Here is a 26841-nt window from a genome sequence, read left to right as displayed (position 1 = left end):
CCCCAGCCCCTCTCCCCAGAGGGGCGAGGGGTGCCATGTTCCCTCTCCCCTTAGGGGAGAGGGTTAGGGTGAGGGGAAATAATCACATAAATTCAACAATATCATCATCGTCCGGCTTACCGCCGCTGAGCGCTTCATCAAAGTAGTGCTTCGGTACGGTATAGCGCAGATGGTCGAGCGCAAACTGCATGCTGCGATCGTCAATCGCATGACCCAGATCGTCAACGATATCCAGCGTCACATCCCCGCCTTCCCGGATCAGGGCTTCCTGGGCAGCTACGGCATGCGAAAGCTCAATCACCCGGTCTTCGCCACCGTGGATCAAGTGGATCGTTGTCTGCGTGGTCGCGCTCGTCGGTAGCGTCGCGAAACGGCCGTTAAAGGCAATCACGCGCGAAGCCAGACCCGGCTCTGCTTTCACGCTCTCCAGCGACATAATTGACCCCTGTGAAAAGCCAATCAGCGCGGTCGCGTCGGCACCGACGCCGCTCTGCTGCTGCCAGTAACGCACGGTTTCGATAAAGACCGGCATAATGGCATCAATACGCGCCTGACGGTTCTCTTCCGTCACGCCCTGAACGGAGAACCACTGCCGTCCGTCTGGGCCACACGGCTCCACGCCGCCGATACTGACAATCAGCGCCTCAGGAAAAACAGGTGCAAACCAGCGACCAATCTCTCCCATATTGACGGCGTTATCGCCAACGCCATGAAACAGCAGCAGTAACTGTTTAGCCGGTTTGTCGGGGCTTTGAACAACAAAATGATCGTGTTTCATGGCGGTCTCCTTAATTGATGACCTGGATTCTACGCCTTGCGGGGGGAATGACCATGCCACTTTACTGAAGAAGTCATTGAAAAAATTGCCATTGCAAAATGTCGCTTTTGAGCTGCTGACTGCGTGCTTTATCAAGACATTCAAGGGCCTGCGCCGTTTCAGCGCGTAATCTTGCCAGCACCGCTTTTCGCCCGGTGAGCGACAGTTCAGCACTGAGCGCAGCGTCCTCTCTTCGTGCCTCAATTTTACCGCGCAGGGCCGGAAGCGGCAGATCGACGGCGAGCAGCAAACGCGTCAATGCGGCAACGGACGTAGCAAAGGGCCGGTGTGCAAAGGCAAAGCCTGCCAGCTCCAGCCAGTCGTCACTATTAAGGGTAGCTTCCCACTCATCTGCCACCGGGATCTTTTCGCCATTCCACAATGATAAGACACGCGCATCGCGATGCAGGCGCAGCCGGGCCTGTTCACACAGACGATGCCCCGCCTCACTTTGCGGCAATAATGCCATTGCGGTATAGCAGCCGCTGCTGGCTTCGCGGTGGCTGCCCATCCGTACCAGCTCAAAGCCGCACTGCTGCCAGAAATGCCACAGCGCGTTGGTAAAGCCAAAGCTCACCGAGAGATAATCCTCCCCGCAGGCCTCGCGGATGAGCGCCCGGCCGATCCCTTCCCGTTGCCGGTGAGGGTGAACAGCGATGCGCGTGATCCGTCGACCTTTCAGCGTTGCTGCCAGAGGCGTGCCGCCATGCGCGGCCAGAGACTGCGCGACAAGGTTGCCGCGAGGTCGACGAAAACCCGCCCATACTGCGCGACTTAGCGCCGGGCTTAACCCGCCTTCGTCTACCAGCCACAGCGCGCCCGCAATGACCGGGTCCGTTTGCGCGACGGCAACGTGCTGACCGGGGGCGTCCATCATACGGCGCAGATCCAGCGGCGAGGTACGGTAATGAGCCGCACAAAGCAGCTCGTAGACACTCGCGGCGAGTGCAGGCGTGTGCTCCCATGCGTCGGGGGCCAGAGAGGTCAGTTGCACCTCTCCTTTCGGCTGCTGGTCGATGAGCGTGTCGTCAAACAGCAGCGTGCTGGCGACCACCCGCTCAAGCGGACATCCCGCAGCCCAGCGAACGGGGGTGGATAAGGTATAACGCTGCAGGGCGCTGAACTGCGCGCAGAATTTAAGCAAAAACCCTCTTCCGGTTCCTTCATACCCTTGTACCGTCGTGGTTAACAGTACCCGTGGAAAGCGCGCAACCAGCTTCTCCAGCACAGGGCCGGGTATGGCCGCCGCCTCATCGACAATCAGCCAGTCGGCATGGTGTGAGGAGGCCAGCAGCACATCCGGTGCCATAAAGTGAAAATGTTCACCCGCAAACCGTGCGATGACCTCCGTTGCTCCCTTTGCCGGTGCGGTGACAACTGCTCTGCCCTCAATGCTGTTCAGCAGCATGCCGGCAAGCGCCGACTTTCCCCGCCCGCGCGGGGCGGTAACGGCCGCAACGCCTTTCGGCATTGCACGAAGTGCCTGCAGGATCTCCGCCTGCTCGCGCTGGGGTGCACCGTTAGCGGGTTGCCAGTCAGGAGCATCAGGAAACGGAGGAAGGGTTAACGGCTGGTTTTGCTGCCAGACGATTGCATCGGGGTCGCGGGTAATCGTCTGACAAAAGTGGCGAATGAAATTCGGCGTGGGAATGGGTTCCGCGCTGTCGCTCCAGCGCAGGGAATCACTGTCGGGCGTGTCTGCCCACACCGCAAGCGGGGGAGCCAACAGCACCAGCAGGCTCCCGGCACGCAGCGTTCCGCTCAGGGCGGCAAAGGCTGAGACATCAAACCCGGCGCGGGCATCAAAAACAGCATGCCGGAACTCGCGCCCCAGCAGCCCGCTTATCTCCCGGGAAGGGTTTTCATCCAGCCACACCCAATCCCCGGAAAGCGTATCACGCAGCGCCCCGGCCTGCGCCAGGGACCACTGCGCATCACCGCTGAGCACCACCAGCCGACGCTGGCCGGTGCGCTCAAGCTGGCTAATCAGTTGGTCAAACGCCACCATTACATGGCTTTACCGAAGGTATTGCACTGCGCCGGGTCACCGCTGTCAAAACCGCGTTTAAACCAGGTGTAACGTTGTTCTGACGTCCCGTGAGTGAAGCTGTCCGGCACAACCCGGCCCTGGCTCTGCTGCTGGAGACGGTCGTCACCAATGGCCTCTGCGGCATTTAACGCCTCTTCCAGGTCGCCAGATTCCAGCACGCCCTGCTTCTGCATGCTGTTCCCCCAGACGCCCGCGAAGCAGTCCGCCTGCAGCTCCATACGCACGGAGAGGCGATTGACCTCTGCCTGCGAGACGTTTTGCTGAAGCTGACGAACCTTAGGCTCAATGCCCAGCAATTTTTGCACGTGATGCCCCACTTCATGCGCAATCACGTAGCCCTGAGCAAAATCACCGTCGGCACCGAGTTTGCGTTTCATGTCATCATAAAAAGAGAGATCGATATAGACGGTGCTGTCTGCCGGGCAGTAGAACGGCCCCATCACCGACTGTCCGGTGCCGCAGCCGGTGCGGGTCGCACCACGGTACATCACCAGCTTCGGCTGCTGGTAGCTGCGCCCCATTTTCTCAAACTGCTGGCTCCACGTGTCTTCAGTGGTCGCGAGAATAACGGAGGTAAATTTGGCCGCTTCATCTTCATTTGGGTTGATGGAGCGCTGAGATTGCTGCTGTTGCTGCAGCGGCTGACCGGTCATTAACCCGGTGAGATCGACCCCGTAGTAACCCGCAACCAGCACCACAATAAGTAGAATGATTCCGCCTTTTCCGCTGGGTAAACGGAAGCCGGGGCCACCCATGGAAGGGCCGCCACCGCTATCACCACGTCTGTCTTCTACATTGTCACTTTCACGACGCCCTTGCCAGCGCATAACTACCTCGAACTATTCCATTAATAATAGCTATGATCGTAGGCGGTTAACGGCAAGATTACCATAGGAAACAAAGGTAAGACGCCAAAGGATATGAACATCCTTTGGCGATGAGGGAGTTAGTCGAGCTTAACGCCTAAACGGTGAGCCACTGCTTCGTACGCTTCAATCAGGCCACCCAGGCTCTGACGGAAACGGTCTTTATCCATTTTATCCAGCGTTTCTTTGTCCCACAGACGGCTGCCGTCCGGTGAGAACTCGTCGCCGAGTACCACTTCGCCTTTGAACAGACCGAACTCCAGCTTGAAGTCGACGAGGATCAGGCCAGCATCATCAAACAGTTTTTTCAGCACGTCGTTGGCTTTGTAGGTCAGCTCTTTCATGCGCGCCAGGTTCTCTTTGTTCACCCAGCCGAAGGTTTCGCAGTAGGAGTCATTGACCATCGGATCGTGCATGGCGTCGTTTTTCAGGAACAGATCGAACAGCGGTGGATTCAGCTCGATGCCTTCCTCAATGCCCAGACGCTTCACCAGGGAGCCCGCGGCACGGTTACGAATGACGCACTCAACCGGAACCATATCCAGTTTTTTCACCAGACATTCCGTATCGGACAGCAACGCTTCCATCTGAGTCGGGATACCCGCTTCGGCCAGTTTGGTCATAATGAAGTGGTTGAACTTGTTGTTCACCATGCCTTTACGATCGAACTGCTCAATGCGTGCGCCATCCCCTGCTGACGTATCATTGCGGAACTCGAGCACCAACAGATCCGGGTTTTCCGTGCTGTATACGGTCTTCGCTTTGCCACGATACAACTCAGCTTGCTTCTGCATCTTGATTACTCCTGGTGTGATGATTTGTGTTCAAAACTGGGCATATTATGCCACGCACACGTTTGCGTAGCACGAAAATAAAAAGGGCTGGATTCACCAGCCCTCGTATTTATTTGCTGAATGCAGCCTGGAAGACCGCGACCAGCGCATCGTTCTGCGACTGGGTCAGCGTGTGACCTTTCGGATCGATAAACTGCAGGCTACTGCGGTTATCAAGGTCGCCTACCTGAATCTTGTAGTCGCCGGAAGCGAGCTGTGGATCGCGTGCGCCCAGCTCCTGCCATGCGCTGTCGGACAGCGGCTTATACGTTGCGGTTATGCTACCAGTTGAACGCGTGCTGTCGGTCACCTTCATGCCCACTTTCTCCAGCGTCGCTGGCAGGCGCTGCCAGGTCTGGTTGAATGGCGCACGAACAACCAGCATTGGCAGGCCGGTATCATCCGCGCCGCTCTGGACATCAAACGTCATGCCGTTGCGGTTCTGTGAGGCGTTAGCCGCGTCTGTGGCGTTCTTATCCAGACCCGCAGCAATCACGTTCAGCATTTCAGTGCTGTAACGCTGCATAGAGGCAGCATCCGCCACCGGTTTGCCCGCCTGCTCCAGGTTCAACAGCTTAACGGTAACCGCCTGCTGATAGCCCTGCGGTTTAACGGAGACTTGATAACGACCACGGTACTGCTGGTCTTCATCCAGACGGTTCCACTCGATCCAGTCGGTGGTTAACGTCTGGCTGGCGTCATCGCGCTTGTCAATCGTGTAGTTCTTCGACTGAATGACGCTCACCACCTGTGGCCACAGCGTGCTGCCACGTGCGCTTTCCACCATCAGAGACGCGGTATCACCGGTAAACTGGGTGCGCGCCCCGCTCACCAGCGCCAGAGGCTGTGCTGGCGGACGAATATCAAGCGCTTTGCCCACCGGGCCGCTGCCGTTGGTCACGGGGATATTATAATCGCCGTTCTGAATCGGCAGGATCATGCCAGCCGGTGCATGAAGTTCAGCAAGCGGGGTCGCATCCAGATAGGATTCATCACCGCTCACCTGGCGCTTGTAGCGCGAGTCTGAACTACAGGCAGCGAGCAGCATAACAAGCGAAACACTCGCAACCTTCGCCAGGCGCGACTTCTGTACTGAATAAGCCATCAAATCTCCCTAAACTTTACAGCAAACCGGCATGCTTCAGCGCTGCAGTGACGATTTCACGACCGTGGTCGGTAATCGGTGTCATTGGCAGACGCAGCGTATCGGTTGCTACAAGTCCCAACTCCTTACATGCCCATTTCACCGGGATCGGATTGGGTTCGACAAATAATTTATTGTGCAACGGCATCAGACGTTTATTAATGAGACGGGCTTCATCAAAGTGACCTGCCGCCGCCAGCTTGCACATTTCCGCCATATCGCGGGCCGCAACGTTCGACGTTACGGAGATCACGCCATGACCACCGAGCTGCATGAAGTCCAGCGCGGTCGCATCGTCACCGCTCAACAGGATAAAGTCGTCTGAAACCAGCTCTTTGATCTGATGAACGCGGCTTAAGTTCCCTGTCGCCTCTTTAATCCCGATAATATTTTTTACTTTCGAGAGACGACCAACGGTTTCCGGCAGCATATCGCAGCCAGTACGGGACGGCACATTATACAGAATTTGTGGCAAGTCAGTATGTTCAGCGATGGCTTTGAAATGCTGGAACAAACCTTCCTGAGTAGGACGGTTGTAGTAAGGGGTGACCGTCAGACAGCCAACAACGCCGCTGTCGTTAAAACGTTGGGTCAGGCTGATCGCTTCTGCGGTTGCATTCGCGCCCGTTCCCGCGATGACAGGAATACGTCCGTCAGCCAGTTCGAGGGTCAACATCACCACATCGCCGTGCTCTTCGTGGCTCAGCGTTGCAGATTCACCGGTAGTCCCTACCGAAACGATCGCCGAGGTTCCATTGGCGACATGGTAATCAATCAGCTTCTTCATGCTTGACCGGCAGACATTACCTTTTTCATCCATCGGTGTTACAAGCGCGACAATACTTCCCGTGAACATGAGCCATCCTCTGTGCGAACAAGAGCCTCAATGGTACGTTTGGAACTGTAATAAAAGCAAGCGACCTGAGGCCCTCAGGCGGTTGTATGCATGTTTTTTTTATGCTTTCCTTAGGAAGACTTAACCAAGCAAAGGAAGAACAGGTTTGACAACCTCATCACAACATTACCTGGTTATCACTGCGCTGGGTGCTGACAGGCCGGGTATCGTGAATACCATTACCCGCCACGTTAGCAGCTGCGGCTGTAATATCGAGGACAGCCGTCTGGCGATGCTGGGCGAAGAGTTCACGTTTATTATGCTGCTGTCCGGGACATGGAACGCCATCACGCTTATCGAATCTACCCTGCCGCTGAAAGGCGCGGAGCTGGATTTGCTGATCGTGATGAAACGCACCAATGCGCGTCCGCGTCCGGCCATGCCTGCCACCGTCTGGGTACAGGTTGAAGTTCCTGATTCCCCTCATCTGATCGAGCGTTTTACCGCGCTGTTTGACAGCCATCAGATGAACATTGCCGAGCTGGTTTCCCGCACACAACCGGCTGATGAGAGTGCCGTTCCTACCCTCTTTATTCAAATCACCGCCCACTGTCCTGCATCACAGGATGCGTCAAATATCGAGCAAGCGTTCAAAGCCCTCTGTACAGAATTACACGCGCAAGGCAGTATAAGCGTCGTAAATTATTCGCAGCATGAACAGGATGGAGTTGAGTAATGAACCCACTGAAAGCCGGTGACATCGCACCGAAATTTAGCTTACCGGATCAGGATGGTGAGCAAGTAAATTTGACCGACTTCCAGGGACAGCGTGTTCTGGTCTATTTCTACCCGAAAGCCATGACCCCGGGCTGCACCGTGCAGGCCTGCGGCTTACGCGACAACATGGACGAGTTGAAAAAAGCCGGCGTGGAAGTGCTGGGCATCAGCACCGATAAGCCAGAAAAGCTGTCACGATTTGCTGAAAAAGAGCTGCTGAACTTCACGCTGCTTTCCGACGAAGATCATCAGGTCTGTGAGCAGTTCGGCGTCTGGGGCGAGAAGACGTTTATGGGCAAAACCTATGACGGCATTCACCGCATCAGCTTCCTGATTGACGCTGACGGTAAAGTGGAACATGTCTTTGACGACTTCAAAACCAGCAACCACCACGACGTGGTGCTGAACTGGCTGAAACAAAGTGCCTGAAAGTGAGTGTCGGGTGGCGGCTTCGCCTTACCCGACCTACAAGATAAATGCAAAACGGCAACCTGGTTGCCGTTTTTAGTGTTTTCCCCCTCTCCCCCCGTGAGAGAAGGGCATCAGGCCGCACAAAAACTACTTCTCTTCCACCGCTGGCACATCCGGCCATGCATGGACGACGGCTTTAATCAGCGTCGCCAGCGGAATAGCAAAGAACACGCCCCAGAATCCCCACAGCCCGCCGAAAATCACCACCGATAAGATAATCACCAGCGGATGCAGATTCACTGCTTCTGAGAACAGCACTGGCACCAGCAGGTTGCCATCCAGGGCCTGAATAATCAGGTACACCGCGAAGCAACTCCAGAACTCGGTGCCCAGGCCAAACTGGAACAGCGCGACCCCAACAACAGGAATGGTGACCACAAATGCGCCAATATACGGAATAAGGACCGACAGCCCCACCAGCACCGCCAGCAGCAGCGAGTAGTTAAGCCCGAAGATCAGGAAGCCAATCCACGTCGCGACCCCAACCACAATCATCTCCAGCACCTTGCCGCGAATGTAGTTGGTGATCTGCTGGTTCATCTCTTCCCACACCTGCCCGGCCAGCCCGCGATTACGCGGCAGAATACGCCGCACGGCGTTGAGCATCTGATCTTTGTCCTTCACCAGGAAGAACACCATCAACGGTACCAGCACCAGGTAGACGGCGAGCGTAAGGAGCCCAACCAGCGACGCCAGGGAGTATTTCACCACCGAATCGCCCATGGTCATGATGCGGGCGCGCATGTTTTCGGCCATCGCATCGATGATCCCCGCGTCCATCAGCGCCGGATAACGACGCGGCAGCGTGGCGGCAAAATCGGAAAGCTTATTTAACATGCCGGGCATATCGCGGATCAGGTTGATCCCCTGCTGCCAGGCGACGGGCATGACCACAAACGCCATCAACAGCAGAATGCCAACAAACAGCACCAGCACGATGCTGGTCGCCCAGCGTCGGGAGCAGCCGATATTCTCCAGCCGCGCGGTTGGCCACTCCAGCAGATAGGCCAGCACAATGGCCACCAGCAGTGGTGCCAGAAGGCCGCTGAAGAAGAACAGAATACCGAACCCGGCAACCAGAATAACCAGCAAAGCAATGGCTTCCGGGTCGCTAAACCGGCGCCGGTACCACTGCATTAACATTTCGAGCATACAACCCTTCCCTGAATCGAATGACGGGAGTCAGAAGGTGAATTGTATCTAACTGTCACAAAAAAGACTTTCGCTTTTTGTATCGCTGTCACAATCCGCAAAAGCCTGATGAATGGGATTTTCTTCATGCCACAACACGGCTACACTCGCAGGGCAGTGGAGATGAACGATATGCGGGTTCATCGGTCAAATTAGCACATCCAAAATACAGGACAGTGGTTATGTTCAGGCAGTTGAAAAAAACAGTGGTTGCGACACTGATTGCCGCCGTAACGGTCGGTCAGGTGTTGCCAGCTTTCGCTGATTCGTCCGATTCATTGCCGGACATGGGCACCACAGCAGGAAGCACGCTCTCCATTGGTCAGGAGATGCAGATGGGTGATTACTATGTTCGCCAGCTGCGCGGCAGTGCTCCGCTGATCAATGACCCATTGCTGGTGCAGTACATTAATGGTCTGGGGATGCGCCTGGTCGCGCACGCCAACTCGGTAAAAACCCCCTTCCACTTCTATTTAATCAATAACGACGAAATCAACGCCTTCGCCTTTTTTGGCGGTAACGTGGTGCTGCATTCGGCGTTATTCCGTTACTCCGATAACGAAAGCCAGCTGGCGTCGGTCATGGCGCACGAAATTTCCCACGTGACCCAGCGCCATCTGGCCCGTGCGATGGAAGACCAGAAACGCAACGCGCCCCTGACCTGGGTGGGTGCGCTGGGCTCTATTTTGCTGGCGATGGCCAGCCCGCAGGCCGGGATGGCCGCATTAACCGGCACGCTGGCAGGCACGCGCCAGGGGATGATCAGTTTCACCCAGCAAAACGAACAGGAAGCGGACCGCATTGGCATCCAGGTGTTGCAGCGCTCGGGCTTTGACCCACAGGCCATGCCCAGCTTCCTGGAAAAACTGCTCGATCAGGCACGCTACTCGTCACGTCCACCCGAAATTCTGCTCACCCACCCGTTACCGGAAAGCCGTCTGTCCGATGCGCGTAACCGTGCCAATCAGATGCGTCCGGTGGTGGTGCAATCCTCACAGGATTTCTACATGGCGAAAGTGAGAACGCTGGGCATGTACAATTCCGGGCGCAACCAGCTCACCAGCGACCTGCTGGATGCCCTGGCAAAAGGCAACGTGCGCGAGAAGAACGCGGCGCAATACGGTCGTGCCCTGCAGGCGATGGAAGCCAGCAAATACGACGAAGCGCGAAAAACGCTGCAACCGTTGCTGGCCGCCGACCCGAATAACCCGTGGTATCTCGACCTCTCCACGGATATCGATCTGGGGCAGAAGAGACCTGCCGATGCGATTAACCGCCTGAAAGGTGCCAAAGAGGTGCGGACCAACCCGGTGCTGCAGCTTAACCTGGCGAACGCTTATCTGCAGGGCGGCCAGCCGGGTGAAGCGGCCACCATTCTGAACCGCTACACCTTCGACAATAAAGACGATCAAAACGGCTGGGATCTGCTCGCTCAGGCAGAAGCCCAGCTGGGCAACCGCGATCAGGAGCTGGCGGCACGTGCCGAAGGGTTTGCCCTGGTGGGGCGTCTGGATCAGGCCATTTCGATGCTCAGCAGCGCCAGTTCGCAGGTCAAACTTGGCAGCCTGCAACAGGCCCGTTACGATGCGCGTATCGATCAGCTGCGCGCGCTACAGCAGCGCTTCAAGCCGTACGAAAAGATGTAAAAAGGAAGAAAATATGACTGACGCGGTAAAAATCTACCATAACCCTCGCTGCTCCAAGAGCCGCGACACCCTCAGCCTGCTGAAATCCAACGGCGTAGAGCCTGAGGTGGTGCTGTATCTGGAGACACCACCAGACGCGCAGACGATCCGCCAGCTCCTTCATATGCTGGGCATGGGCAGTGCACGTGAGTTGATGCGCCAGAAAGAGGATCTCTATAAGTCACTTAACCTGGACGACCCGCGTCTCACTGAAGCTGAGCTCGTGCAGGCGATGGTTGACAACCCGAAGCTCATTGAACGCCCGATTGTGGTGGCAAACGGCAAGGCGCGCATCGGGCGTCCGCCGGAAGATGTGCTCGACATTCTTTAAGCCTCGCGCCGCAGCCCTTCCAGAAAGGCCTGCGGCGTACTTTCCCCCAGCTTTTTCTGCGCTTTACCCCGGTTGTAAAACTCGCACAAGGTCATCAATAGCACCCCCGCCGGTTCCACATTCACCCGCGGAATAATATCGCGTAAGGGCACCATCACCTGAAGTGCACTGCAGGTACGTTGATGTGCCTTCACCGCAATGTCGTTAACAGCCAGCGTCGCCTCAAAACCAAAAGTCTCAACAGATTGTATAGCAGCCGGACACGCCGCCAGCACCTCCTGCGTCCAGGTATTCAGTCGTTGAGGCGACAGCCCCGCATAAAGCCGGGCATAGCACCAGCCGCTCACCGGCTCTCGCGCCCAAAGCAGATGCTGCTCCCCGCCGTCGTCCATATGCAGCGACAAAGGCAAATGGTGCAGTTCCAGCGTATGGGGCGTAATACCCGCTTTCAGCGCCTTTTTCCCCTGCAAGGGGGCCCCTTTTTGCTTTGCAGCGGCCGGTTTGAGATAGCGGTTCAGGGTGGCGCGGGAAACAGCGATCCCCAGGACGTCGTTGACCATAAGCAGCAGGTCATCCAACGGCGCACCCAGGATGTCACGCAGGGCATTCACCAGCGCAACCTGCTCTTGTCTCATCGCTTTGTGTATCACTTTTGGCGTCGTATGGTTATCCGACACCTGGTCGCGATTGCGCCAGCGTCTGACGGTAGTGACCGAAATGCCCAGCTCTACAGCCAGCTCTCTGTCGCTCTTATCCGACTGTTGGAGATAGCGGCGGATGCGTGGCGTCGTGGTCGCATTGGCGTGCAGTTTGATTTCCATCGCAACAAACTCCAGAACTAATCTTATGAGATTTATAATACACCAGCGATTGCTTTGTGACCGATTTCACCTTTCGCACGCCGCGCTTCACTGATAATCCTCAGAGATAACATAAACAACACCTCTCAATCTTGTACGGAGTTCACAATGAACAATGTTCTGGGATTTCTTGAAGCAAAACTGATGCCGCTGGCGGCCAAAACGGCCCAGCAGCGTCATCTTGGTGCCATTCGCGGTGCCTACGTTTCATTCATGCCGTTTATCATCGTCGGCTCTATCCTGCTGGTGATCTCCTCCTTTCCCAATCAAACCTATCAGCAGTTTATGTCTCAGGCGTTTGGGGAAAGCTGGAGCGCGATTATCGAAATCCCGTTCAACGCGGTGTTCTCGACCATGTCGCTGTTTATTAGCTTCCTGGTCGCCTATCGCCTGGCTGAACACTATGGCGAAGACCGTATCTCCTGCGGCATTCTGGCGCTGGTCGCCTTTCTGATCCTGACCCCTTTTATCAAAGTGGCGGAACAGGGTGGCATCACCGTCATGCCGGTAGAGTGGATTGGCAGTAAAGGGCTATTCGTGGCGATGATTGGCTCTCTGCTTTGGACGGAGCTGTTCTGCTGGCTGAAGCGCAAAAAACTGGTTATCAGAATGCCGGATGGCGTGCCGCCAGCGGTGCAGGAGTCGTTCGCGGCGCTGATCCCTGCCCTCTTGGTGATGATCCTGGTGCTGATGATCCGCATCGGCTTTGAAAACACCCATTACAACACCATCCATCAGTTTATTTACGAGGTAGTGGCAACCCCGGTTCGCCACTACGGCACTTCCTATTTTGGCGCGCTGATGACGGTCTTCAGCATCACCATTCTGTGGTCAGTGGGCATTAACTCCGGTTCGATGATCAACGGCATTATTCGCCCGCTGTGGATGGAGAACCAGACCGATAACATCGCCGCCATTCAGGCCGGCGCCACCCCACCGCACATTATCACCGAACAGTTTTTTGACATGATCTGGATGGGCGGCGCAGGGGCCACGCTGTCGCTGGTGATTGCGATGCTGATTTTCGCCCGCAGTAAAAACATGCGCGAAGTGGCACGTCTGGGCGCGGGGGCCTCGGTGTTTAACATCAACGAGCCGATTCTGTTCGGCCTGCCGGTGATCATGAACCCGATCATGCTCATTCCGTTCAATCTGGTGCCGCTGGTGCTGGTCACCGTGCAGTACGTAGCAATGAAAATTGGTGCGGTCGCCGTCACCACCGGGGTGTTTATCCCCTGGACGCTGCCGCCTGTTATCAGCGGTTTTATCGTCACCGGGCATCTCAGCGGCAGCATCATGCAGCTTATCAACCTGCTGATTGGCGCCATGCTGTATCTGCCATTCATGCGTATCGTGGATAAACAGTACCGCGCCGCGGAGATTGCCGCCGTGACGCAAACCGACACCACCCTTGCAAAACAGGAGTAAAGCATGTGGGGAATTATCGCCACCTGGCGAATGGCGCTTGAAGGCGTCACCGAGTCGGCCTCTGCGCTGGCAGCAGGAAAACCGGTGGCTGCCGCGGTCGTGGATGCCGTTGCCGCCGTCGAGGACTTCCCGTTCTATAAATCGGTCGGCTACGGCGGGCTACCAACCGAAAATGGCGAGGTGGAACTGGACGCCGCCTACATGGACGGCGACACACTGGCGTTTGGCGCCGTGGGAAATCTGGTGGATATCGCCAATCCGGTACGCGTGGCGCAGGCGTTAAGCCGCCAGCGCTATAATAGCCTGCTGGTCGGCCAGGGCGCACGCGAGTGGGCATTGAGCCAGGGTTTTGCCGACAAAACGATGCTCACCGACCGGGCCATGCAGCACTACCGCAAGCGCTGCCGGGAGACGCTGGATAAAGGCTTAAGCCCCTACGATGGCCATGACACGGTCGGGATTATCGGTCTCGACAAACAGGGATCCATGAGCGTGGCGACCTCCACCAGCGGCCTGTTTATGAAAAAGCGCGGCCGACTTGGCGATTCGCCGATCATCGGCTCCGGCTTCTACTGCGACAGTGAAACCGGCGCCGCCACCGCCACGGGCGTGGGCGAAGATCTGATGAAAGGCTGCACCAGCTACGAAATTGTTCGCCGCATGGCGCAGGGGATGTCTCCACAGCAGGCGGCAGATTCCGTGGTGTTCGAGCTGGAAGACAGGCTGATGTCGCGCTTTGGCCGCGCGGGGGATCTCTCCGTGGTATGCATGAATAACAAAGGTGAATTTGGCGCCGCCACCAACATTAAAACGTTCTCCTTTGTGGTGACGACGGCACGCCAGCCGCTGACCGTGTTTCGCGCCGAACGCCTGCGGGAAAAAACGCACTATCAGGCGGTGGATGATGAATGGATGCAGGCCTATGCCGCACGGATCCGCGCACCGATTGAGGAGTAATGATGATGACGTATCAGCTGATAACCGCCCTTTCTGACGTAAAGCCACACGGCCACCTCATCGCCCGCAGCTCGTCTACGCTGTTGCCGGACACGCCACTGATTACGGAAATGCGCGGGCAAGATGCCGTTGCCGACACCCGTTTTGGCTGTGCGCCTTTTGCGCGCATCACGCTGGTGCCAGATGCTCTCTGGCAGGATAGCCTTACCGAAGGATTGCTTGCGGCACTCCGTCCGCTGCTAGCCACGCCCGTCAGCACTGACGTGGTCCTGGATGTCACCCGCATGGATGACGTTGTGCTGCAACAGGTCCTGCGTTTTCTTTTTAATCAATCGCACAGGCTTAGCGATCTGCAGCTGAAGAAAGCGGACGATGTCACTTTGCGCGTTGAGCACGTTACCGCCCTCTGCCTGCCAGAACAGCAGGCGCGGCTGGACGTTATCTTCCGCCAGCAGCTCGCCATTAGCCGTGGAATGGTCGCCGCACGCCGTCTGGCCGATATCCCCTCCGACCACTGCACGCCGCAGTTTATGGTGCAGGAGGCGCAAACATTGTGCGCGGCCTTCCCTGCCCTGCACTGTGAAGTGCTGGATGAAAAGCAGATCGTTGAGCAGGGTCTGGGGCTGCTTCACGCCGTTGGCAAAGGCGCCTCCTGCCCGCCACGACTGCTGGCTATTCACTATGACGGTGTTTCTGACGGCCCGGTGCGCTGCTATGTTGGTAAAGGCATTACCTTTGATACCGGCGGCCTGTGGCTCAAGGATGGCGCGGGCATGTACACCATGAAATATGACATGTGCGGGGCAGCGAACGTGCTGGGGCTGATGCTGACCGTTGCAGAGCTGGCGCTCCCCGTGCGCCTCATGGGCGTGCTGGCGCTGGCAGAAAACGCCATCGGCCCGGACGCCATGCAGCCTGGCACGGTAGCCAGAGCCTGCAACGGCACCACGGTTGAAATCAACAATACCGATGCCGAAGGCCGACTGGTGCTGGCAGACGCTATCGCCTGGGCCAGCCAGCGCCATCCGCAGGCGCGCTACATTATCGATATGGCAACGCTGACGGGTGCGGTGGTCAAAGCGCTGGGATATGAGCTGAGCGGGTTGATGACCCAGGACGAGCCACTGCGCCAGGCGCTGACGCAGGCAGGAAAACAGAGCGGAGATGAAGTGTGGTCCCTGCCACTGGATGCGCGGCTGAAAAAGCAGACCGACAGCGCCATCGCCGATCTGTGCAATACGCCGCCCAACAATGCGGCGATCAGTGCCTCGGCGGCGTGGCTGCTGCATCACTTCTGCCCGCCGACAATCCCGTGGGCGCATCTGGATATTAGCGGTACGGCGCTGTGGCGTGAGGGTGGCAGAAGCGTGGCCTCAGGGAGGCCGATTCCGCTGCTGGTTGAGCACCTGATGGGAGACCTCTAGCCGGGTAGCGGCTGCGCCTTACCCGGCCTACTCGATCCCGTAGGCCCGGTAAGCGCAGCGCCACCGGGCACAAAAACTCAAAGCTTCAGAATATCTTTCACAAACGGAATGGTGAGCTTGCGCTGGGCGGTAATGGAGGCGCGATCGAGCTGATCGAGCGTATCAAACAGCGTGCGCATTTCCCTGTCCAGACGCTTGAGCAGGAAGCGCCCTACGTCTTCCGGCAGTTCAAATCCGCGCAGTCTGGCGCGCAGCTGAAGCGCCTGGAGTTTGTCTTCATCTGACAGCGGTTGCAGTTTGTAGATTTGCCCCCAGTCGAGTCGGGAGGCCAGATCCGGCAGCCCCAGATTCAGCTGGCGCGGCGGACGATCGCCGGTGATCAGCAGCCGGGTTTTGCCCGACTCCAGGATACGGTTATAGAGGTTAAAGATCGCCATTTCCCACGGCTCATCCCCCGCCACGCATTCGATATTATCGATGCAGACCAGGGAGAGATGTTCCATTCCCTCCAGCACGTCAGGCACAAACCAGGTACGTTTATCCAGCGGTACATAGCCTACCGCATCCCCCCGCGCTGAAAGCTCAGCACAGGCGGCATGCAACAGATGACTGCGTCCCGCGCCTTCGCGTGACCAGATATAGATGTATCCGCTGTGATCCTGGCGCAGCACGTTCTGCAGTGCAGCCAGTAAAGAGGGGTTATCACCCGGCCAGAAACTCGCGAAAGTTTCGTCGTCAGGGAGATAGAGTGGCAGAGAGAGCTGTGCCGGTCCGTTCAGAAGTACCTCAACCAGATCTTACATAAAATCGGAACGGAGTTTAGCACGGAACCTGCCAGGAGAGAACCGGGCGGATCGTCCACCCGGTTTTACGATCAGTGTGACGCTTTTTCGCTTTCGTCAGCGTCCAGCACCACCTCTTCAGGGCGGATCACGGAAATCAGCTTGAAAATCAGGCTCAGGCCCACACCAACGATGGTCGCCAGCGCCATGCCTTTCAGCTCGGCCGCGCCGATGTGTACCTTCGCGCCGCTCACGCCGATGATCAGGATAACGGAAGTCAGGATCAGGTTCTGCGCTTTGCTGTAGTCCACTTTGGACTCAATCAGCACGCGAATACCAGATGCGCCAATTACGCCGTACAGCAGCAGAGACACGCCGCCCATCACCGGAACCGGGATGATCTGGATCGCTGCCGCCAGTTTACCCACGCAGGAGAGCAGGATTGCGATGATTGCCGCACCGCCGATAACCCAGGTACTGTAAACGCGAGTGATCGCCATGACGCCAATATTCTCACCGTAGGTGGTGTTTGGCGTGGAACCAAAGAAACCGGAGATGATCGTCGAGAAGCCGTTTGCAAACATCGAACGGTGCAGACCCGGGTCGCGGATCAGGTCACGTTTAACGATGTTCGCCGTCACCACAAGGTGGCCAACGTGTTCAGCAATAACCACCAGCGCGGCAGGCAGAATAGTGAAGATAGCAAACCATTCAAAGCGTGGCGTATAGAAGGTTGGCAGGGCAAACCAGTGCGCCTGAGCAATTGGCGTGGTATCGACAACACCCATCACGAAGGAGAGTGCATAACCCGCCAGCACGCCGATCAGGATCGGGATAATCGCCATAAAACCGCGGAACAGCACGGAGCCAAATACCGTCACGCCCAGCGTCACCAGTGAGATGATGATGGTTTTAGAGTCCGGCGACTGCCCATCAGCAGGCAGCAGGCCAGCCATATTCGCCGCCACGCCTGCCAGCTCCAGACCGATAACGGCAACGATGGCCCCCATCGCCGCCGGTGGGAACATCACGTCCAGCCAGCCGGTACCGGCCTTCTTCACAATGAAAGAGACAAGGCAGAACAGCACGCCGCACATGATAAAGCCGCCCAGCGCCACTTCATACCCCAGGGGCAGCAGCAGCAACACCGGCGAGATAAAGGCAAAGCTCGACCCCAGATACGCCGGGATTTTGCCTTTACAGATAAAGAGGTACAGCAGCGTCCCGATACCATTGAACAACAGCACGGTAGCCGGGTTAATGTGAAACAGGATTGGCACCAGCACGGTTGCGCCAAACATAGCGAACAGGTGCTGCAAACTAAGCGGGATAGTCTGTAAAAGCGGCGGTCTTTCACTCACCCCGATAGCACGGCGCGTCATAGTGTTTTCCTCTGAGATGGTTAGTTATGTGTGTTTTATTCAAAAAAAAGCCGACTTTCAAAGTCGGCTTATTTATCGTTATTCGATTATTTCGTACCAAAGATCTTATCGCCGGCATCGCCCAGCCCCGGGATGATGTACCCGTGCTCGTTGAGCCCCTGGTCGACAGACGCGGTGTACAGCTCCACATCCGGGTGTGCTTTTTCCAGCGCCGCGATCCCTTCCGGTGCCGCAACCAGCACCAGCACTTTGATGCTGCTGCAGCCTGCTTTTTTCAGCAGGTCGATGGTGGCAATCATTGAGCCGCCGGTCGCCAGCATCGGGTCAACCACCAGCGCCATACGCTCGTCGATGTTAGACACCAGCTTCTGGAAGTACGGAACCGGCTCCAGGGTTTCTTCATTACGGTAGATCCCCACCACGCTGATACGCGCGCTCGGTACGTGCTCCAGCACGCCTTCCATCATGCCAAGACCAGCACGCAGGATTGGCACCACGGTAATTTTCTTACCTTTGATCTGCTCAACCTGCACCGGGCCGTTCCAGCCTTCGATGGTCACTTTTTCCGTTTCGAGGTCAGAGGTCGCTTCGTAGGTCAGCAGGCTGCCGACTTCAGATGCCAGTTCGCGAAAACGCTTCGTGCTGATGTCATGCTCACGCATCAGGCCCAACTTGTGTTTAACGAGTGGGTGTTTCACTTCCACAATCTTCATTCTCTTTCTCCTCTGAGGTGGCGTCCGCAAAAAAATCGCGGGATTATACCGCTTTTTTCGGATTAGGCCATACCCATCTTGCTTGACGTATATCAAGCAAAGTGATTTAGAGACAAAAAAACCGGAGGCGAGACTCCGGCTTGGGTGCGGGGTTCTGCCCGGTGGCGCTGCGCTTACGCGGGCCTACGTGTAGTGTAGGTCGGGTAAGCGTAAGCGCCACCCGACAATTACAGGTTATCGCCGTTGCTCGCAATCACCTGCTTATACCAGTCAAACGACTTTTTCTTGCTGCGGTTCAGCGTGCCGTTCCCTTCATTGTCTTTATCAACAAAGATAAACCCGTAGCGTTTCTTCATCTCGCCGGTGCCGGCAGAAACGAGATCGATACAACCCCACGGGGTGTAGCCCATCAGATCCACGCCATCTTCCACCACCGCTTTTTTCATCTCGCGGATGTGCGCCGAGAGATAATCAATGCGGTACTGGTCGTTCACCGTGCCGTCGCTCTCCTGCACGTCAATCGCGCCGAAGCCGTTCTCAACGATGAACAGCGGCAGCTGGTAGTGATCCCAGAACCAGTTCAGGGAGTAGCGCAGGCCAACCGGGTCAATCTGCCAACCCCAGTCAGATTTCTGCACGTACGGGTTGGAGACCAGGCTCTTGCTTTCATCGTAATCCAGTTCCGGGTTGTCCGCCGTCGCTTTGGTGGCAAAGGACATGTAATAGCTAAAGCCGATGTAATCCACGCAGCCCTGCGTCAGCGCCGCTTTGTCTTCTTCGGTAATGTCCAGCGTGAAACCACGACGCGCAAAGTAGTTAAGCAGATGCTGCGGATACTTGCCACGCACGTGAACGTCGGTGAACCAGTAGCGACGATGCATTGCGTTCATCGCCATCATGATATCGTCAGGCGCACAAGTCAGCGGATAAATGGGGCACATGGCAATCATGCAGCCGATCTGCAGGGAAGGATTAATCTCGCGCCCGGCTTTTACCGCCAGCGCGCTGGCCACCAGTTCATAGTGCGCGGCCTGGAACATCACCGGCTCACGGTCTTCACCCGGCGCATACTTCAGCCCGGAGTTGGTAAACGGCGCAAAATCTTCGTGGAAGTTAGCCTGGTTGTTGATCTCGTTAAAGGTCATCCAGTACTTCACCTTATGCTGATAGCGCTGGAAAACCGCTTTTGCGAAGCGGACAAAAAAGTCGATCAACTTACGGTTGCGCCAGCCGCCGTACTCGGTGACCAGATGATACGGCATCTCAAAATGCGACAGGGTGATAACCGGTTCGATGCCGTATTTGAGGCACTCATCGAAAAGGTCATCGTAGAATTGAAGGCCCGCTTCGTTCGGCTCCAGCTCATCCCCTTTCGGGAAAATACGCGTCCAGGCAATGGAGGTACGGAAGCATTTGAACCCCATCTCCGCAAAGAGTTTGATGTCTTCTTTATAGCGATGGTAAAAATCGATGGCTTCGTGGTTCGGGTAGTTTTTTCCTGGCAGCACGCCGTCGGTGATTTCACGCGGCACGCCGTGGGCGCCAGCGGTCATAACATCGGCGACGCTTACGCCTTTACCGCCCTCTTTCCAGCCACCTTCCAGCTGGTGCGCGGCCACCGCGCCGCCCCACAGAAAACCTTCTTTAAATCCTGACATACTCTTTCCCTCATTCGATGTTGCTGATTGCTGACGGATACTGCTGTCTGAAGTGGTAAACCGCGCCGACAAGACCGGCCCGGTTGCCGTGGCTGACGACATCGGCGATATCTGCGATGCCAAACCACGCAAGATGGGTGCGAAGCAGATCCATAAACCCGGGCCGCTCCGCGATACCGCCGCCAATGAAGATGGTCTGCGGGTCGAACACATTCGCCAGGTTGTAGAGCCCTGTCGCAATGCCGTTAAGAAAATCATCCACCAGGCGGCGGCATACGGTGTCGCCTGCGTCATAGCCATCAAAAATGGCCTCGCCGGTGACGCTCTCAAGCGTCAGACCGTGAAAGTCGGCATAGCGCTTGCGAAGCGTGCGTAACGTACAGTTTTCATTCATGGAGTGGCGGGCAACACGTCTTGAGTCTGCCCTTTCCGTGAGCATGTAGCCGAACTCTCCGGCGCGAAAACGCGCCCCGTGAACCAGCCTGCCGTTGCAGAAAATCGCCCCGCCGATCCCGGTGCCGATGGTCAGTACCAGAAAGTTATCGATATCCTTCGCCTTGCCCTGCCAGCGCTCCGCCAGCAGCACGCAGTTAGCGTCATTCTCGACGGTGACCGGTAAACCCGTATGCGCCTCAAGCCAGCCTTTCATTGCGAACTGGTCGAAGCGCCGAATGGCCCCGCCCATCTCAATAAAGCCGGTATGCGGATTAACATACCCCGGCGCGCTGATGGCGATCCCCTTAAGCCCGGGATGGGCCGTTACCCAGTTCAGCATCTGCGCAAGAATGGCGTCACCGTCGCTGTTCCTGATGGCGGCCTTATCCGTTTGCAGTAGCTCTCCCTGCGCTGTCGCAATGCCCATTTTTAACGCGGTGCCACCGATATCAAATGCGGCGATGTTCATGGCCTTCATTCCTCCTAAATGAAACTGAAACCGGTTTCATTTCATGATGTTCATTCCCTAAACCGCATGCAAGCAGATCGCCGAAACCGGTTTCATTTTCGTGAACGGAGTCAAGTTTGCGCGCCGCCGGGGGCGGAGCAGAAAAAAAGATCCTCGCGCCGAGAATAGGCTCGCAAACGTTTGCCTGGACTGTTAGAATTGCGCCGATTTTTCTTACTAGCTATGCAATCGCGTGGGGACTTGAGCCGTGACCAACAAAACTTCTCTCAGCTACAAAGATGCCGGTGTTGATATTGACGCAGGTAATGCGCTGGTTGACCGAATCAAAGGTGTGGTGAAAAAAACCCGCCGCCCGGAAGTGATGGGTGGTCTGGGTGGCTTCGGCGCACTGTGCGCGCTGCCGCAAAAATATCGTGAACCTGTTCTGGTCTCGGGTACTGACGGTGTAGGCACAAAACTGCGCCTGGCGATGGATTTAAAACGTCACGACACGATCGGTATCGATCTGGTCGCGATGTGTGTAAACGACCTGGTGGTACAAGGCGCTGAGCCGCTGTTCTTCCTCGACTACTACGCGACAGGCAAACTGGATGTGGATACCGCAGCCAGCGTGATCAACGGTATTGCCGAAGGCTGTCTGCAGTCTGGCTGCGCGCTGGTTGGCGGTGAAACCGCAGAAATGCCTGGCATGTATCACGGCGAAGATTATGACGTCGCAGGCTTCTGCGTGGGTGTGGTAGAAAAATCAGAAATTATCGACGGCAGTAAAGTGGCTGATGGTGATGTGCTGATTGCGCTGGCCTCCAGCGGCCCGCACTCTAACGGCTACTCGCTGGTGCGTAAAATCCTCGAAGTAAGCGGTTGCGACCCACAAACCATCGAACTTGAAGGTAAACCTCTGGCTGACCATCTGCTGGCACCGACCCGCATCTACGTGAAAAACGTGCTGGAGCTGATTGAGAACGTGGACGTTCACGCCATTGCCCACCTGACCGGTGGCGGCTTCTGGGAAAACATTCCGCGCGTACTGCCGGACAACACCCAGGCGGTAATCGACGAATCGTCCTGGCAGTGGCCAGCGGTCTTTAACTGGCTGCAAACCGCGGGCAACGTGAGTTCTCACGAAATGTACCGCACCTTTAACTGTGGCGTAGGTATGGTGATCGCCCTGCCAGCGAGCGAAGCGGATAAAGCCGTTAAGCTGCTGACGGACAAAGGTGAAAACGCGTGGAAAATCGGTATTATCAAAGCTTCCGATTCCGAACAGCGTGTGGTCATTGAATGAAAAAAATCGTGGTGCTCATTTCCGGCAACGGAAGCAATTTGCAGGCCATCATTGACGCCTGCAAACAGAAGAAAATCAATGGCACCATTCGGGCAGTATTCAGCAACAAGGCCGACGCGTTCGGCCTTGAGCGCGCCCGGGAAGCAAACATTCCCGCGCACGCGCTGGAGGCCAGTCAGTTCGCCGGCCGTGAAGCGTTTGACCGCGAACTGGTTCAGGAGATTGATGCCTACGCGCCGGACGTTGTGGTGCTGGCGGGGTATATGCGCATCCTGAGCCCGGCGTTTGTCGGGCACTACGCCGGGCGTCTGCTGAATATCCACCCTTCGCTTCTGCCGAAATATCCCGGCCTGCACACCCATCGTCAGGTGCTGGAAAACGGCGATGAAGAGCACGGGACCTCGGTGCATTTCGTGACCGATGAGCTGGACGGCGGACCGGTGATCCTGCAGGCGAAAGTCCCGGTCTTTGACGGCGACACCGAAGACGACATCACCGAACGGGTGCAGAGCCAGGAACATGCCATTTATCCACTGGTGGTCAGCTGGTTTGTCGACGGGCGTCTGGCGATGCGCGACGGTGCTGCCTGGCTGGATGGCGTGAAACTGCCCCCGCAGGGTTACGCGGCCGAAGAGTAGTCTGTTCTGTCGGGTGGTGCAGCAGCGCGTACCCGACCAACAAAGCGCATTACCCGATATTCCCTTCTCCAACCTTCTAAAATCTCCAACAAAAAAATAACTGTCATACTTTTCTGGCACTGTTGGACATATCGTGGAAATGCTCGCCATAATAAGGACGAGACGGATTTACCACGTCCTGTGATTGAACTGGAGTGTGAGCTGTAATGGGTCAGGAAAAGTTATATATCGAGAAAGAGCTAAGCTGGTTAGCATTCAACGAACGCGTACTCCAGGAAGCGGCGGACAAAAGCAACCCGCTTATTGAGCGCATGCGTTTTTTGGGCATTTATTCCAACAACCTTGATGAGTTCTACAAGGTTCGCTTTGCCGAGCTGAAACGGCGGATCATCATCAGCGAAGAGCAGGGCTTAAACTCTCACTCTCGCCATCTGTTAGGCAAAATTCAGTCCCGCGTGTTGAAAGCCGATCAGGAATTTGACGGCCTCTATAACGAGTTGCTGCTGGAGATGGCACGCAATCAAATCTTCCTGATTAACGAACGTCAGCTCTCCGTTAACCAACAAAACTGGCTGCGCCACTACTTTAAACAGTATCTGCGCCAGCACATCACCCCTATTCTGATCAACCGCGAAACCGATCTGGTGCAGTTCCTGAAAGATGACTACACCTACCTGGCGGTGGAAATTATTCGCGGTGAATCCATCCGTTACGCGCTGCTGGAGATCCCGTCCGACAAGGTGCCACGTTTTGTGAACCTGCCGCCGGAAACCCCACGCAGACGCAAACCGATGATCCTGCTGGATAACATCCTGCGCTACTGTCTGGACGATATCTTCAAAGGCTTCTTCGATTACGACGCGTTAAACGCCTACTCGATGAAGATGACCCGTGACGCCGAATATGACCTGGTGCACGAGATGGAAGCCAGCCTGATGGAACTGATGTCCTCCAGCCTCAAGCAGCGTCTGACGGCCGAACCGGTGCGCTTTGTCTATCAGCGTGATATGCCAGACGCGATGGTGGAAATGCTGCGCGACAAGCTGACTATCTCGCGCTATGACTCCATCGTGCCGGGCGGTCGTTACCATAACTTTAAAGACTTTATTGGCTTCCCGAACGTCGGCAAAGCCAATCTGGTGAATAAACCACTGCCGCGCCTGCGTCATCTCTGGTTCGATAAGTTCCGTAACGGTTTCGATGCCATCCGCGAACGCGACGTCCTGCTCTACTATCCGTATCACACGTTTGAACACGTGCTGGAGCTGCTGCGTCAGGCCTCCTTTGACCCGAGCGTGCTGGCAATCAAAATCAATATTTACCGCGTGGCGAAAGACTCCCGCATCATCGACGCGATGATCCACGCCGCGCACAACGGCAAAAAAGTAACCGTGGTGGTTGAGCTGCAGGCACGTTTCGACGAAGAGGCCAATATCCACTGGGCGCGCCGTCTGACGGAAGCGGGTGTGCACGTTATCTTCTCCGCCCCGGGGCTGAAAATTCACGCCAAGCTGTTCCTTATTTCCCGTAAAGAGGGTGATGACGTGGTGCGCTATGCCCACATCGGTACCGGGAACTTTAACGAGAAAACCGCACGAATTTATACCGACTACTCGCTGCTGACCGCCGACGCGCGCATCACCAACGAGGTGCGCCGGGTGTTCAACTTTATTGAGAACCCGTACCGCCCGGTGAGCTTCGATTATCTGCTGGTGTCACCGCAGAACTCGCGCCGCCTGCTGTACGATATGATCGACAAAGAAATTGCCAACGCCCAGAAAGGTTTGTCGTCCGGCATCACGCTGAAGCTCAACAATCTGGTCGACAAAGATCTCGTGGACAGACTCTATGCGGCGTCCAGCTCCGGCGTTCCGGTTAACCTGCTGATCCGCGGCATGTGCTCCCTCATCCCGGAACTGGAAGGCATCAGCGATAATATTCGCGTCATCAGCATTGTCGACCGCTACCTGGAGCACGATCGGGTCTATATTTTCGATAATGCGGGAGATAAACAGGTCTATCTCTCTTCGGCAGATTGGATGACGCGCAATATTGATTATCGAATTGAAGTCGCAGCGCCACTGCTGGATCCGCGCCTGAAACAGCGTATTCTCGACATTATCGAGATTCTGTTTAGCGACACGGTGAAAGCGCGCTATATCGACAAAGAACTCAGTAACCGCTATGTACCGCGCGGCAACCGCCGCAAAGTGCGGTCGCAACTGGCGATTTACGACTATATCAAATCACTCGAGCAACCCGATTAACCTATGCCGATAAATGATAAGACCCCACGACCACAGGAATTCGCCGCGGTCGACCTTGGTTCTAACAGTTTCCACATGGTCATCGCCCGTGAGGTGGATGGCGCGCTGCAGATCATCGGTCGTCTGAAGCAGCGCGTACACCTGGCAGATGGTCTTGATGAACGCAGCATGCTCAGCGAAGAGGCGATGGAGCGCGGCCTGAACTGCCTGTCGCTGTTTGCCGAACGCCTGCAGGGCTTCTCACCCTCCAGCGTCTGCATTGTGGGAACGCATACCCTGCGCCAGGCGCTGAATGCCCCTGAATTCCTCAAGCGTGCGGAAAAAGTGATCCCCTACCCGATTGAGATCATCTCCGGTAACGAAGAGGCGCGTCTGATTTTTATGGGCGTTGAGCACACGCAGCCGGAAAAAGGCCGCAAGCTAGTGATTGATATCGGCGGCGGCTCCACAGAGCTGGTCATTGGCGAAGACTTTGAACCGCGTCTGGTGGAAAGCCGCCGTATGGGCTGCGTCAGCTTTGCGCAGATGTATTTCCCGGGCGGCGCGATTTCGCGGGAAAACTTCCAGCGGGCGCGCATGGCCGCCGTTCAGAAGCTGGAAAATCTGGCCTGGCAGTACCGTATCCAGGGCTGGAACGTCGCGCTGGGAGCCTCGGGCACCATCAAAGCGGCCCATGAAGTGCTGCTGGCGATGGGTGAAAAAGACGGTTTTATCACCCCCGAACGCCTGACGTTGCTGACCGAAGAGGTGCTGAAACATAAAAGTTTCGACGCGTTAAGCCTGCCGGGTCTTTCCGACGAGCGTAAAGCGGTGTTTGTACCGGGGCTGGCTATCCTGTGCGGCGTATTCGATGCGCTGGCCATTAAGGAGCTGCGTCTCTCTGACGGCGCGCTGCGTGAAGGCGTGCTGTATGAGATGGAAGGCCGCTTCCGCCATCAGGATATTCGCAGCCGCACCGCGCAAAGCCTGGCAAACCAGTACAACATCGACCGCGAACAGGCGAAGCGGGTGCTGGAAACGACCGTTCAGATGTACGATCAGTGGCAGGAGCAGAATCCGAAGCTTGCCCATCCGCAGCTTGCCGCCCTGCTGAAATGGGCCGCGATGCTGCACGAAGTGGGGCTGAACATTAACCACAGCGGCATGCACCGTCATTCCGCCTACATTCTGCAAAACAGCGATTTGCCGGGCTTCAACCAGGAGCAGCAAACCATGATGGCGACGCTGGTGCGCTATCATCGCAAAGCCATTAAGCTCGACGATCTGCCGCGCTTCACGCTGTTCAAGAAAAAGCAGTTCCTGCCGCTGATTCAGCTGCTGCGTCTGGGCGTGCTGCTGAATAACCAGCGTCAGGCCACTACCACGCCGCCCACGCTGAAACTCAAAACGGATGACCATCACTGGACGCTGAGCTTCCCGCACGACTGGTTTAGCCAGAATGCGCTGGTTCTGCTGGATTTGGAAAAAGAGCAGCAGTACTGGGAAGCGGTCACCGGCTGGCTGCTCAAAATCGAAGAAGAGAGCGCCGACGTCGCGGCGTAAC

At 56.4% G+C, this 26841-nt stretch carries 24 protein-coding genes; 11 read left to right on the top strand and 13 right to left on the bottom strand.

The features are described from left to right. Nucleotides 1-82: 82 nt before the first annotated feature. The 6 genes from ypfH to dapA form a co-directional block, all read right to left on the bottom strand. The gene (ypfH, locus tag M8370_RS08395) at nucleotides 83-778 is read right to left on the bottom strand and encodes an esterase (RefSeq protein WP_013098223.1); all 696 of its coding nucleotides are present in this window, start codon (nucleotides 776-778) and stop codon (nucleotides 83-85) included. 73 nt (nucleotides 779-851) lie between these two features. After that, nucleotides 852-2825, bottom strand: coding sequence for a tRNA(Met) cytidine acetyltransferase TmcA (locus tag M8370_RS08390; RefSeq protein WP_250020761.1), 1974 nt, complete (start codon nucleotides 2823-2825; stop codon nucleotides 852-854). After that, nucleotides 2825-3694 (bottom strand): KPN_02809 family neutral zinc metallopeptidase, encoded by an 870-nt coding sequence (gene ypfJ, locus M8370_RS08385; RefSeq protein WP_250020760.1) that lies wholly within the window; start codon nucleotides 3692-3694, stop codon nucleotides 2825-2827. The genes M8370_RS08390 and ypfJ overlap by 1 nt, the downstream gene beginning before the upstream one ends. A 119-nt stretch (nucleotides 3695-3813) precedes the next feature. Continuing rightward, the gene (gene purC / locus M8370_RS08380) at nucleotides 3814-4527 is read right to left on the bottom strand and encodes a phosphoribosylaminoimidazolesuccinocarboxamide synthase (protein ID WP_008501631.1); all 714 of its coding nucleotides are present in this window, start codon (nucleotides 4525-4527) and stop codon (nucleotides 3814-3816) included. 109 nt (nucleotides 4528-4636) lie between these two features. After that, nucleotides 4637-5671, bottom strand: coding sequence for an outer membrane protein assembly factor BamC (bamC, locus tag M8370_RS08375; RefSeq protein ID WP_013098226.1), 1035 nt, complete (start codon nucleotides 5669-5671; stop codon nucleotides 4637-4639). Nucleotides 5672-5687: 16 nt separating this feature from the next. Beyond that, a complete protein-coding gene (gene dapA, locus M8370_RS08370) occupies nucleotides 5688-6566 on the bottom strand; it encodes a 4-hydroxy-tetrahydrodipicolinate synthase (RefSeq protein ID WP_013098227.1) in 879 nt (292 codons plus the stop codon). 145 nt (nucleotides 6567-6711) lie between these two features. Here dapA and M8370_RS08365 point away from each other — a divergent pair, with 145 nt between their 5' ends. Both M8370_RS08365 and bcp read left to right on the top strand, forming a co-directional pair. Beyond that, on the top strand, nucleotides 6712-7281 hold the full coding sequence (locus tag M8370_RS08365) for a glycine cleavage system transcriptional repressor (protein WP_250020759.1): 570 nt from the start codon (nucleotides 6712-6714) through the stop codon (nucleotides 7279-7281). Continuing rightward, complete coding sequence (gene bcp / locus M8370_RS08360; RefSeq protein WP_013098229.1) at nucleotides 7281-7751, top strand: thioredoxin-dependent thiol peroxidase; 471 nt, start codon at nucleotides 7281-7283, stop codon at nucleotides 7749-7751. Before M8370_RS08365 ends, bcp begins: the two co-directional genes overlap by 1 nt. Before the next feature lie 129 nt (nucleotides 7752-7880). On the opposite strand, the gene M8370_RS08355 is transcribed toward bcp, so the two are convergent. Continuing rightward, a complete protein-coding gene (locus tag M8370_RS08355) occupies nucleotides 7881-8945 on the bottom strand; it encodes an AI-2E family transporter (protein WP_013098230.1) in 1065 nt (354 codons plus the stop codon). Nucleotides 8946-9166: 221 nt separating this feature from the next. Here M8370_RS08355 and bepA point away from each other — a divergent pair, with 221 nt between their 5' ends. Further along, the gene (gene bepA / locus M8370_RS08350) at nucleotides 9167-10630 is read left to right on the top strand and encodes a beta-barrel assembly-enhancing protease (protein ID WP_013098231.1); all 1464 of its coding nucleotides are present in this window, start codon (nucleotides 9167-9169) and stop codon (nucleotides 10628-10630) included. 13 nt (nucleotides 10631-10643) lie between these two features. Next, nucleotides 10644-11000 (top strand): arsenate reductase (glutaredoxin), encoded by a 357-nt coding sequence (gene arsC / locus M8370_RS08345; protein ID WP_013098232.1) that lies wholly within the window; start codon nucleotides 10644-10646, stop codon nucleotides 10998-11000. On the opposite strand, the gene M8370_RS08340 is transcribed toward arsC, so the two are convergent. Then, nucleotides 10997-11821, bottom strand: a complete 825-nt coding sequence (locus M8370_RS08340) for an XRE family transcriptional regulator (RefSeq protein ID WP_219249513.1) — start codon at nucleotides 11819-11821, stop codon at nucleotides 10997-10999. The two genes, arsC and M8370_RS08340, sit on opposite strands and share 4 nt — an antisense overlap. 147 nt (nucleotides 11822-11968) lie before the next feature. On the opposite strand from M8370_RS08340, the gene celB reads away from it, so the two are divergent. Genes celB through M8370_RS08325 form a run of 3 tightly spaced genes read left to right on the top strand, consistent with a single transcriptional unit; the run spans nucleotide 11969 to nucleotide 15669 of the window. Next, nucleotides 11969-13288 (top strand): PTS cellobiose transporter subunit IIC, encoded by a 1320-nt coding sequence (gene celB, locus M8370_RS08335; RefSeq protein WP_020689980.1) that lies wholly within the window; start codon nucleotides 11969-11971, stop codon nucleotides 13286-13288. A 3-nt stretch (nucleotides 13289-13291) separates the two neighbouring features. Continuing rightward, nucleotides 13292-14245: a glycosylasparaginase gene (locus M8370_RS08330; protein WP_250020758.1), complete on the top strand. Its 954-nt coding sequence runs from the start codon at nucleotides 13292-13294 to the stop codon at nucleotides 14243-14245. A 2-nt stretch (nucleotides 14246-14247) separates the two neighbouring features. Beyond that, nucleotides 14248-15669, top strand: coding sequence for a leucyl aminopeptidase family protein (locus M8370_RS08325; protein WP_250020772.1), 1422 nt, complete (start codon nucleotides 14248-14250; stop codon nucleotides 15667-15669). Nucleotides 15670-15746: 77 nt separating this feature from the next. Here M8370_RS08325 and M8370_RS08320 read toward each other — a convergent pair whose 3' ends face one another. The 5 genes from M8370_RS08320 to bglK form a co-directional block, all read right to left on the bottom strand. After that, complete coding sequence (locus M8370_RS08320; RefSeq protein WP_211944493.1) at nucleotides 15747-16448, bottom strand: DnaA inactivator Hda; 702 nt, start codon at nucleotides 16446-16448, stop codon at nucleotides 15747-15749. Between the two features lie 95 nt (nucleotides 16449-16543). After that, complete coding sequence (uraA, locus tag M8370_RS08315) at nucleotides 16544-17833, bottom strand: uracil permease (RefSeq protein WP_013098238.1); 1290 nt, start codon at nucleotides 17831-17833, stop codon at nucleotides 16544-16546. Nucleotides 17834-17919: 86 nt separating this feature from the next. Further along, the gene (gene upp, locus M8370_RS08310; protein WP_003860560.1) at nucleotides 17920-18546 is read right to left on the bottom strand and encodes a uracil phosphoribosyltransferase; all 627 of its coding nucleotides are present in this window, start codon (nucleotides 18544-18546) and stop codon (nucleotides 17920-17922) included. 227 nt (nucleotides 18547-18773) lie between these two features. Then, a complete protein-coding gene (locus M8370_RS08305; RefSeq protein ID WP_013098239.1) occupies nucleotides 18774-20204 on the bottom strand; it encodes a 6-phospho-beta-glucosidase in 1431 nt (476 codons plus the stop codon). A gap of 10 nt (nucleotides 20205-20214) precedes the next feature. Next, nucleotides 20215-21108 (bottom strand): beta-glucoside kinase BglK, encoded by an 894-nt coding sequence (gene bglK, locus M8370_RS08300; RefSeq protein WP_040022951.1) that lies wholly within the window; start codon nucleotides 21106-21108, stop codon nucleotides 20215-20217. Between the two features lie 247 nt (nucleotides 21109-21355). Here bglK and purM point away from each other — a divergent pair, with 247 nt between their 5' ends. The 4 genes from purM to ppx all read left to right on the top strand — a co-directional run bounded on the left by purM (nucleotide 21356) and on the right by ppx (nucleotide 26840). Next, complete coding sequence (gene purM / locus M8370_RS08295; RefSeq protein ID WP_250020757.1) at nucleotides 21356-22393, top strand: phosphoribosylformylglycinamidine cyclo-ligase; 1038 nt, start codon at nucleotides 21356-21358, stop codon at nucleotides 22391-22393. After that, the gene (gene purN / locus M8370_RS08290; RefSeq protein WP_250020756.1) at nucleotides 22390-23031 is read left to right on the top strand and encodes a phosphoribosylglycinamide formyltransferase; all 642 of its coding nucleotides are present in this window, start codon (nucleotides 22390-22392) and stop codon (nucleotides 23029-23031) included. Before purM ends, purN begins: the two co-directional genes overlap by 4 nt. Before the next feature lie 206 nt (nucleotides 23032-23237). Beyond that, nucleotides 23238-25298, top strand: coding sequence for a polyphosphate kinase 1 (gene ppk1, locus M8370_RS08285; protein WP_250020755.1), 2061 nt, complete (start codon nucleotides 23238-23240; stop codon nucleotides 25296-25298). Between the two features lie 3 nt (nucleotides 25299-25301). Then, a complete protein-coding gene (gene ppx, locus M8370_RS08280; RefSeq protein ID WP_014832869.1) occupies nucleotides 25302-26840 on the top strand; it encodes an exopolyphosphatase in 1539 nt (512 codons plus the stop codon). Nucleotide 26841: the final 1 nt, after the last annotated feature.

This window comes from Enterobacter cloacae complex sp. OE43NF, from assembly GCF_023544405.1.
Taxonomy (GTDB): domain Bacteria; phylum Pseudomonadota; class Gammaproteobacteria; order Enterobacterales; family Enterobacteriaceae; genus Enterobacter; species Enterobacter cloacae.
The sequence above is the reverse complement of the archived record's forward strand: the minus strand, read 5'-3'. Positions and strand labels throughout refer to the sequence as shown.

Bases quoted from the DNA above. Each gene is read 5' to 3' on its own strand.
- ypfH (WP_013098223.1), bottom strand. From the start codon at position 778: ATGAAACACGATCATTTTGTTGTTCAAAGCCCCGACAAACCGGCTAAA.
- M8370_RS08390 (WP_250020761.1), bottom strand. From the start codon at position 2,825: ATGGTGGCGTTTGACCAACTGATTAGCCAGCTTGAGCGCACCGGCCAG.
- ypfJ (WP_250020760.1), bottom strand. From the start codon at position 3,694: ATGCGCTGGCAAGGGCGTCGTGAAAGTGACAATGTAGAAGACAGACGT.
- purC (WP_008501631.1), bottom strand. From the start codon at position 4,527: ATGCAGAAGCAAGCTGAGTTGTATCGTGGCAAAGCGAAGACCGTATAC.
- bamC (WP_013098226.1), bottom strand. From the start codon at position 5,671: ATGGCTTATTCAGTACAGAAGTCGCGCCTGGCGAAGGTTGCGAGTGTT.
- dapA (WP_013098227.1), bottom strand. From the start codon at position 6,566: ATGTTCACGGGAAGTATTGTCGCGCTTGTAACACCGATGGATGAAAAA.
- bcp (WP_013098229.1), top strand. From the start codon at position 7,281: ATGAACCCACTGAAAGCCGGTGACATCGCACCGAAATTTAGCTTACCG.
- M8370_RS08355 (WP_013098230.1), bottom strand. From the start codon at position 8,945: ATGCTCGAAATGTTAATGCAGTGGTACCGGCGCCGGTTTAGCGACCCG.
- bepA (WP_013098231.1), top strand. From the start codon at position 9,167: ATGTTCAGGCAGTTGAAAAAAACAGTGGTTGCGACACTGATTGCCGCC.
- arsC (WP_013098232.1), top strand. From the start codon at position 10,644: ATGACTGACGCGGTAAAAATCTACCATAACCCTCGCTGCTCCAAGAGC.
- M8370_RS08340 (WP_219249513.1), bottom strand. From the start codon at position 11,821: ATGGAAATCAAACTGCACGCCAATGCGACCACGACGCCACGCATCCGC.
- celB (WP_020689980.1), top strand. From the start codon at position 11,969: ATGAACAATGTTCTGGGATTTCTTGAAGCAAAACTGATGCCGCTGGCG.
- M8370_RS08330 (WP_250020758.1), top strand. From the start codon at position 13,292: ATGTGGGGAATTATCGCCACCTGGCGAATGGCGCTTGAAGGCGTCACC.
- M8370_RS08325 (WP_250020772.1), top strand. From the start codon at position 14,248: ATGATGACGTATCAGCTGATAACCGCCCTTTCTGACGTAAAGCCACAC.
- uraA (WP_013098238.1), bottom strand. From the start codon at position 17,833: ATGACGCGCCGTGCTATCGGGGTGAGTGAAAGACCGCCGCTTTTACAG.
- upp (WP_003860560.1), bottom strand. From the start codon at position 18,546: ATGAAGATTGTGGAAGTGAAACACCCACTCGTTAAACACAAGTTGGGC.
- M8370_RS08305 (WP_013098239.1), bottom strand. From the start codon at position 20,204: ATGTCAGGATTTAAAGAAGGTTTTCTGTGGGGCGGCGCGGTGGCCGCG.
- bglK (WP_040022951.1), bottom strand. From the start codon at position 21,108: ATGAACATCGCCGCATTTGATATCGGTGGCACCGCGTTAAAAATGGGC.
- purN (WP_250020756.1), top strand. From the start codon at position 22,390: ATGAAAAAAATCGTGGTGCTCATTTCCGGCAACGGAAGCAATTTGCAG.
- ppk1 (WP_250020755.1), top strand. From the start codon at position 23,238: ATGGGTCAGGAAAAGTTATATATCGAGAAAGAGCTAAGCTGGTTAGCA.
- ppx (WP_014832869.1), top strand. From the start codon at position 25,302: ATGCCGATAAATGATAAGACCCCACGACCACAGGAATTCGCCGCGGTC.